The organism is Streptomyces sp. NPDC054786, from assembly GCF_053611685.1.
The window spans coordinates 53311-60982 of record NZ_JBSHAW010000050.1; the positions used below are offsets into that span (position 1 = coordinate 53311).

Here is a 7672-nt window from a genome sequence, read left to right on the forward strand (position 1 = left end):
GCAGGCTTGCGGGGGCATCGTTCGCGTCAGCGCATCGTCGGCGTCAGACGCCCGCCGGCTCCGGTGCGCGGTCGGTCTCCTCGGCCTGCGGGCCGGCCTTACCGGCCCGCTTCGCGGCCTTCTTCTTCGCCCGGCGCTCCTTGCGGAGCTCGATCATCGCGTAGAGCGTCGGGACGAGGAGGAGGGTGAGCAGGGTGGAGGTGATCAGACCGCCGATCACGACCACGGCGAGCGGCTGGGAGATGAAGCCGCCGTCGCCGGTGATGGACAGCGCCATCGGGAGCAGCGCCATGATCGTGGCCAGCGCCGTCATCAGGATGGGGCGCAGCCGGTGGCGGCCGCCCTCGACGACCGCTTCGACGACGCCGTAACCCTGCGACCGGTACTGGTTGATCAGGTCGATCAGCACGATGGCGTTGGTGACCACGATGCCGATCAGCATCAGCATGCCGATCATCGCCGGGACGCCCAGCGGGGTGCCGGTGGCGACCAGCAGGCCGATCGCGCCGGTCGCCGCGAAGGGGATCGAGACGAGCAGGATCAGCGGCTGGATCAGGGAACGGAAGGTGCCGACCAGGAGCATGAAGACGATGGCGATGGCCGCCAGCATCGCCAGGCCCAGCGAGGAGAACGCATCGGTCTGGTCCTGGGAGACGCCGCCGATCTCGGCGGTGGCACCCTCGGGCAGCTTCAGGGCGTTGATCTTGCTCTGCAGCGTGGCGCTGACCGCGCCGGTGTTGTCGCCGGTCGGCTTGGCGGTGATGGTCGCCGAACGGGCCCCGTCGATCCGGGTCATCTGGACCGGGCCGGGGACGGTCTGCACGGTGGCGAGCGTGCTGAGCTTGGCCGGGCCCCCCGGGGTCGGGATCGCCAGGTTCTTCAACTCGGCCACGGTGGTGGCCGGGTGGGCCGACTTGATCACGATGTCGCGCTCGGTGTCGTCCAGGACGGCCTTGCCGCTGGTGGTGCCGCGGACCGCCTGGGCGACCGCGCCCCCGAGGGTGGTCTGGTTGTAACCGGCCGCGGCCGCCTTGTCGTTGGGCTTCACGGAGATCCGCGGCACGCTCTGGGCGAGGTCACTCTGGACGTCGGTGACGTCGTCGAGGCCGGCGACGGCCCTACGGACCTGCTCGCCGGCCTTCTTCAGGACGTCGCCGTCGGCGGCCTTGACGACCACGCTCAGGTCCTGGCTGCCGAAGCCGCCGCCCGCGGTGACGGTGGTGTCGCCGATGGACGGGCCGAGCTTGTCGAGACCGGCCCGCAGGTCATCGGTGACCTTGCCGGAGTCCGCGGCGTCCTTCAGCTTGAGCTGGTAGGAGGCCTGGTTGGCGCCGGTGCCGCCGCCGAAGGCCGCCATGAAGCCGGAGGAGCCGACGGTGACCTGGTAGTCGGCGATGTCGTCGTCGGCCGCGAGCAGCTTCTCGACCTTCTTGGCCTGCTTGTCGGCCGCGCCCAGGCTGGTGCCGGGCTTGAGCTCCTGCTTGACGGTGAGGGTGTCCTGGTCGCCCTGGTCGAAGAAGTTGGTCTTCAGGAGCGGGCCCATGCCGAAGGTGCCGAGGAGGATGACGACGGCGATGACCACGCTGGTGACCCGGCGGCGGGTCGCGAACCGCAGGACGGGGACGTAGAGGCGCTGCAGCGGGCTCGCGGTCTCCTTCTCCTCGGCCGCGCGGCGCAGGTCGTCCGGTGTGGTGCCCTCGGGGATCTCGGGGGCGCGCAGGAACCAGAACGAGAGGACCGGTACGACCGTCAGGGAGACGATCAGGGAGGACAGCAGGGCGACGGTGACCGTCAGCGAGAAGGAGCCGAAGAGGGCGCCCACCATGCCGCCGACCACGCCGATCGGCAGGAAGACCGCGACCGTGGTGAGGGTGGAGGAGGTGATCGCTCCGGAGACCTCCTTGACCGCGGAGAGGATGGCCTCGCGGCGCTCCTCGCCGTAGCCCAGGTGCCGCTTGATGTTCTCCAGGACGACGATGGAGTCGTCGACGACGCGGCCGATCGCGATGGTCAGGGCGCCGAGGGTGAGCATGTTCAGGGAGAGGTCCCCGGTCCACAGCACGATCAGGGTGATGACGACCGAGAGCGGGATGGAGACCGCGGTGACCAGCGTCGAGCGCAGGCTCAGCAGGAAGACGAGGATGACGATGACTGCCATGGCGAGGCCGAGCAGGCCCTCGGTGGTCAGCGACTCTATCGACTTGGAGACCGCCGGGCCCTGGTCGGAGGCGACCGTGACGTCGGTGCCCTTGCCCAGGTCCTGACGGATCTTGGTCAGCTTGTCCTTGACCGCGTCGGAGATCGCGACCGCGCTGCCGTCCTGGTCCATCGTCACCCGGACAGCGAGGCTGGGCTTGCCGTCGGTGCGGGTGATCGCGGTCGGGGTGGCCGACTCCTCCTTGACGGTGGCGACATCGCCGAGCCGGACCGGCCCGGCCGGCCGGCCGGCGCTCGCACCCGCACCGGAGTCACCGGCTGCCGGGGACGGCGCGATCGACAGGTCCCTGATCTGCTTGACGGCGGTGAAGCCCGCGCCGACCTGGACGGTCTTGCTCTGCCCGCCCTCGGCGAACGAACCGGCGGGCACCGACGTACCGCCGGCCTCCAGCGCCTGGCCGAGCGCCTGGGAGGTCAGCCCGGCGGCGGCGAGCTTCTTGTCGTCGGGGGTGACCGCGACGATCCGGTCCTGGACGCCGTCCACCATGACCTGGCTGACGCCGTCGATGTTCTTCAGGTCCGGCACGACGCTGCGGTTCAGCTGGTCGGCCAGTGTCTGCTGGTCCTTGTCCTGGGAGGAGACGGCGAGGACGACGGTGGGGATGTCGTCCGTCGAGCCGGCCACCACCTGCGGGTCGACGTCCTTGGGGAGCTTCGCGCGGGCCCGGTTCACGGCCTGCTGGACATCGGCGACCAGGCGCTTGGAGTCATTGCCGTAGTCGAACTGCGCCATGATGACGCCCGAGCCCTCGCTCGACGTCGAGGTGACGCTCTTGATGCCGTCGACCGCCTGGACACCGTCCTCCAGCGGCTCGATCACCTGCTTCTCGACGACATCGGGGGAGGCGCCCTGATACGGCGCCAGCACGGACACCATCGGGAGTTCGATGGACGGCAGGAGCTGCTGCTTGAGCTGCGGGATCGCGATGGCGCCGAAGGCGATCGCCACGATCGACATCAGCGCTATCAGGCCCCGTTGTACGAGGCTGAGTCGGGACAGCCAGGACATGGGTGGGGTCTCTCTTCTGTTCTGAAACGGTCGGCGGGGCCTTTTCCGGGCCCACTTACACCTTCCGCCATGCCCTGGCCGGTTTTCCTCGCTCGCAGGTCGGTTTCCGGCCGGTGCCCGTACCGCGTTGGGAGTACGGGATGCTCCACCCTCACTGCACCCGTGGGCGTACGAGTCCCGACTCGTAGGCGATGACCACCAGCTGGGACCGGTCGCGGGCGCCCAGCTTGGCCATCGCGCGGTTCACATGCGTCTTGACGGTGAGCGGGCTGACCGCGAGCTGCTCGGCGATCTCGTCGTTGGACAGCCCGCCGGCCACCAGGGTCAGCACCTCACGTTCGCGGCCGGTCAGCGTCGCCAGCCGCTCGGCGCCCCGGCCGCCGGGCCCGCCGTCCCCCGTACTGCCGCCCTGCGCAAGGAACTTGGCGATCAGGCCCTTGGTCGCGACCGGCGACAGCAGCGCCTCCCCGGCCGCAGCGACCCGGATCGCGCCCAGCATCTCGTCCGGCTCGGCGCCCTTGCCGAGGAAGCCGCTGGCCCCGTTCCGCAGCGACTGCACCACATAGTCGTCGACCTCGAAGGTCGTCAGGATGACCACCCGGACATCGGTGAGCTCCGGGTCCTCAGTGATCATGCGGGTGGCCGCCAGGCCGTCCACACCGGGCATCCGGATGTCCATCAGCACGACATCGGGACGCTCCGCGCGGGTCAGCTCGTACGCCTGGGCGCCGTCGGAGGCCTCCCCCACCACCCGCATGTCCGGTTCCGAGTCGACCAGCACCCTGAAGGCGCTGCGCAGCAGTGCCTGGTCGTCGGCGAGCAGCACCTTGATCGTCATATCGACTCCCCCGTACGGACGGTCTGCAGCGGAAGGGTGACCCGCACCTGGAAGCCGCCGGCCGCGCGCGAGCCCGTCACCACCGTGCCGCGCAGGGCGAAGACCCGCTCGCGCATCCCGATCAGGCCATGGCCGCCGCCGCTGTCCTCCGGCTCGCCCGGCCCGCCCGGCTCGACGGGCGGCCGGTCGCCGCCCTTCTGCCGCGGAATGCCGGCCCGGCCCGCGCCGTCGTCCAGGACGGTCACGGTCAGCGCGGTGTCGGAGTGCAGGATCCGCACCGTGGCGCGGGCCCCCTCGCCGGCGTGCTTGTGGACGTTGGTCAGCGCTTCCTGGACCACGCGGTAGGCGGTGAGGTCGACGGAGGCGGGCAGCGGCCGGGGCGTGTGCGGGATCTCCAGATCGACGGGGATCCCGGCGCGGACGAACCCGTCGACGAGCTGGTCGAGGACGCCGAGGCCCGGCGCGGGCTCGGTCGGCGCCTTGGGGTCGTCGGACTGCCGCAACAGGCCGACGGTGGCGCGGAGTTCCTCCAGCGCCGAGCGGGACGCCTCGCGGACATGCGCCAGCGCCTGCTTGGCCTGGTCGGGACGGTTGTCCATGACGTGCGAGGCGACACCGGCCTGGACGTTGACCAGGGCGATGTGGTGGGCGACGACATCGTGCAGCTCACGGGCGATCCGCAGGCGCTCCTCGGCGACCCGCCGCCGGGCCTCCTCCTCGCGGGTGCGCTCGGCGCGTTCGGCGCGCTCACGGATGGCGGCCACGAAGGCGCGGCGGCTGCGGACCGCGTCGCCGGCGGCCGCGGCCATGCCCGTCCAGGCGAAGATGCCGATGTTTTCCTGCGCGTACCAGGGGCGGGGGCCGTAGAGCATCGCGGCGGCGGTCAGGACGACGACGGTCAGCGCGCCGATCCGCCAGGTGGTGGGCCGGTCGGTGCGCGAGGCCAGGCTGTAGAGGGCGATCACCGCGGAGGCGGCCACCGGGGCGCGCGGGTCGCTGGAGCGGGCGAGCAGCTCGACGATGGTGCACGAGCCGGTGACGGCCAGGACCGTACGGGGCAGCCGACGGCGCAGGACCAGGGCGGCGCAGGCCAGCGCGGCCAGCACCACGGTCGTGGCGGAGAGGTGGTGAGCGCCGAACCGCGGTCCGTGCGGGCCGTGCGGGTCGGCCACCGCGCCGCACAGGATGCACGCGAAGACGGCCACCGCCAGGAGGGCGTCGAAGGCGAGCGGATGCGTCCGGTGCCACTGGAAGCGGCCGGCGCGGGGCGCGTCCGGGCGGGGGTCGAGGAGGCTCACAAGAGCAAACGGTAGCGCCCCGGTCCCCCAAGGGGCCGGGGCGCTGTGCGCTGGAGTGGAGTGACCGGACCGGGCCGCCCAGGACTCAGCCCGGGATGAGGCCGTCGTCGCTGAGCATCTCCCGGACCTCGTCGAGGGACGCATCCGGAGACGGCAGGATGAGTTCGGACGGTTCGAGGGCATCGTCGGGGAGCGGTGTACCGAGCCGGCGCACCGCGTCCAGCAGGGCACCGAGGGTGCGCTGGAAGCCTGCTTCATCGCCGCTCTCCATCTCGGCGAGCAGCTCATCGTCCAGCTTGTTGAGCTCGGCGAAGTGGGCATCGTCCAGCTTCACCTGGCCCTCCCCCATGATCCGTACGATCACGACGGTCTCCCTTGGTCCGGTCCGACGATCTCTGCGAGGCTATCCGCCCCCGACCGTCACTGCTTGTCGAAACGCGGCCGGTCCTGCTGCGGCGCGGACCGGCCCTCGCCGTTCTGACCGCTCTCGATGGCCTGCTGGTCGGCCGAGCCGCCCGCGAGCTCGGCCTTCATCCGCTGCAGCTCCAGCTCGACATCGCTGCCACCGGAGAGCCGGTCCAGCTCGGCGGTGATGTCGTCCTTTGCCATACCGGTCGGGTCGTCCAGCGCGCCGGAGGCCATCAGCTCGTCGAGGGCACCGGCCCTGGCCTGCAGCTGCGCGGTCTTGTCCTCCGCGCGCTGGATGGCCATGCCGACGTCGCCCATCTCCTCGGAGATGCCGGAGAAGGCCTCGCCGATCCGGGTCTGCGCCTGGGCGGCCGTGTACGTGGCCTTGATCGTCTCCTTCTTCGTACGGAAGGCGTCGACCTTGGCCTGCAGCCGCTGCGCGGCGAGCGTGAGCTTCTCCTCCTCGCCCTGCAGCGTCTGGTGCTGCGTCTCCAGGTCGGTGACCTGCTGCTGCAGCGCGCTGCGCCGGCTCAGCGCCTCGCGGGCCAGGTCCTCGCGGCCGAGCGCCAGCGCCTTGCGGCCCTGGTCCTCCAGCTTGGCGGACTGGCCCTGGAGCTGGTTGAGCTGAAGCTCCAGACGCTTGCGGGAGGTCGCCACGTCGGCGACTCCGCGGCGTACCTTCTGAAGCAGCTCCAGCTGCTTCTGGTACGAGTAGTCGAGGGTCTCGCGCGGGTCTTCGGCCCGGTCCAGGGCCTTGTTGGCCTTCGCGCGGAAGATCATCCCCATCCGCTTCATGACACCATCGCTCATGGGCCTCGCGCGCCCCCTTCTGACCGAGTCGCCTCGGGCTTAGGCTCCAGCACATCTACAGACCCCACAGTACGGGCCCTGGTTCCATTACCGCACTGTTCGCGCCCTGATGCGCTCCTCCTCCAGGACGATCGGGAGCTCATCCTCTCCCGCGCAAGGAGTAGGGAGAGTCCGGACAAGCGGCACGATGTCTGCTCTGTCCTGTTAGGGCAGGGGTTCCGGCCCGGTCAGGCGCCGGTTGCCGCGGACGCCGTTGCCGGATCGTGCCCCGTCGGACCGTGGCTCACCCGCGGCGAGCACGTACCCTTGGGTTTTGTGTTCCGAAGCCGTTCGAAGGATGAGCAGGCCGCGACCGCCAAGGTGACCGCGGACCAGCCCCAGCAGCCCCGCGATCCGCAGGCCCCCAAGGGCCGCCCGACGCCCAAACGCAGCGCTGCGCAGTCGCAGCGCCGCTCCCGTGCGCATACACCGACCAACCGCAAGGACGCGTCGAAGGCCCAGCGTGAGGCCCGCCGTGTCGACATGGCCCGCCAGCGCGAGGCGATGGCCAGCGGCGACGAGCGGTATCTGCCGGTGCGCGACAAGGGACCCGTGCGCCGGTTCGCACGGGACTTCGTCGACTCCCGCTGGTGTGTCGCCGAATTCTTCCTGCCGATGGCCGTGGTGATCCTGGTGCTCACCATGATCCGGGTGCCGTCGATCCAGAGCATCGCGCTGCTGCTGTGGCTCGTGATCATCGTGCTGATCGTGCTCGACTCGGTCCTGATCTGGGTCCGTCTGGGCAAGCGGCTGCAGGAGCGCTTCCCGAACGAGAACCTCAAGGGCGTGAAGCCGTACGCGGTGATGCGGACGCTGCAGATGCGGCGGCTGCGGCTGCCGAAGCCGCAGGTGAAGCGGGGCCAGCGGCCGTAGCCGCGTCGTACGTGGCGGTGCGGGGCCGGTCGTTCCGCCGGTCCCTCGCCGCTGGGGTGCCGCGCCGTCGCGGCGGGATTTCTTGTGACGTGCGGCCGGGGCCCGGCGGGGCCGGGCGGCCCGGGGTGGGGTATAAAAAAAAAAAAAACCCACACCCAGAAACAAAAAATGGTGTTGGAG

The 7672-nt window shown here is 70.7% G+C and carries 6 protein-coding genes; 1 reads left to right on the forward strand and 5 read right to left on the reverse strand.

Translation table 11 applies throughout. The features are described from left to right. Positions 1–43 precede the first annotated feature (43 nt). The 5 genes from ACWGI6_RS32830 to ACWGI6_RS32850 form a co-directional block, all read right to left on the reverse strand. Positions 44–3226 (reverse strand): efflux RND transporter permease subunit, encoded by a 3183-nt coding sequence (locus tag ACWGI6_RS32830; RefSeq protein ID WP_453270881.1) that lies wholly within the window; start codon positions 3224–3226, stop codon positions 44–46. 151 nt (positions 3227–3377) lie between these two features. Continuing rightward, entirely contained in the window at positions 3378–4064 is a 687-nt protein-coding gene (locus ACWGI6_RS32835; RefSeq protein ID WP_393910015.1) for a response regulator, read from the reverse strand. Further along, positions 4061–5362: a sensor histidine kinase gene (locus tag ACWGI6_RS32840; RefSeq protein ID WP_453270882.1), complete on the reverse strand. Its 1302-nt coding sequence runs from the start codon at positions 5360–5362 to the stop codon at positions 4061–4063. Before ACWGI6_RS32840 ends, ACWGI6_RS32835 begins: the two co-directional genes overlap by 4 nt. 85 nt (positions 5363–5447) lie before the next feature. Then, positions 5448–5726, reverse strand: coding sequence for a PspA-associated protein PspAA (pspAA, locus tag ACWGI6_RS32845; RefSeq protein WP_453270883.1), 279 nt, complete (start codon positions 5724–5726; stop codon positions 5448–5450). Between the two features lie 56 nt (positions 5727–5782). Continuing rightward, positions 5783–6580: a PspA/IM30 family protein gene (locus tag ACWGI6_RS32850; protein WP_453270884.1), complete on the reverse strand. Its 798-nt coding sequence runs from the start codon at positions 6578–6580 to the stop codon at positions 5783–5785. A gap of 315 nt (positions 6581–6895) precedes the next feature. Here ACWGI6_RS32850 and ACWGI6_RS32855 point away from each other — a divergent pair, with 315 nt between their 5' ends. Continuing rightward, on the forward strand, positions 6896–7492 hold the full coding sequence (locus ACWGI6_RS32855) for a DUF3043 domain-containing protein (RefSeq protein ID WP_453270885.1): 597 nt from the start codon (positions 6896–6898) through the stop codon (positions 7490–7492). The last annotated feature ends 180 nt before the right edge of the window (positions 7493–7672 follow it).

Excerpts from the sequence above, each read along its gene's own strand:
- ACWGI6_RS32835 (WP_393910015.1), bottom strand. The coding sequence starts at position 4,064 with ATGACGATCAAGGTGCTGCTCGCCGACGACCAGGCACTGCTGCGCAGC.
- ACWGI6_RS32830 (WP_453270881.1), bottom strand. The coding sequence starts at position 3,226 with ATGTCCTGGCTGTCCCGACTCAGCCTCGTACAACGGGGCCTGATAGCG.
- ACWGI6_RS32850 (WP_453270884.1), bottom strand. The coding sequence starts at position 6,580 with ATGAGCGATGGTGTCATGAAGCGGATGGGGATGATCTTCCGCGCGAAG.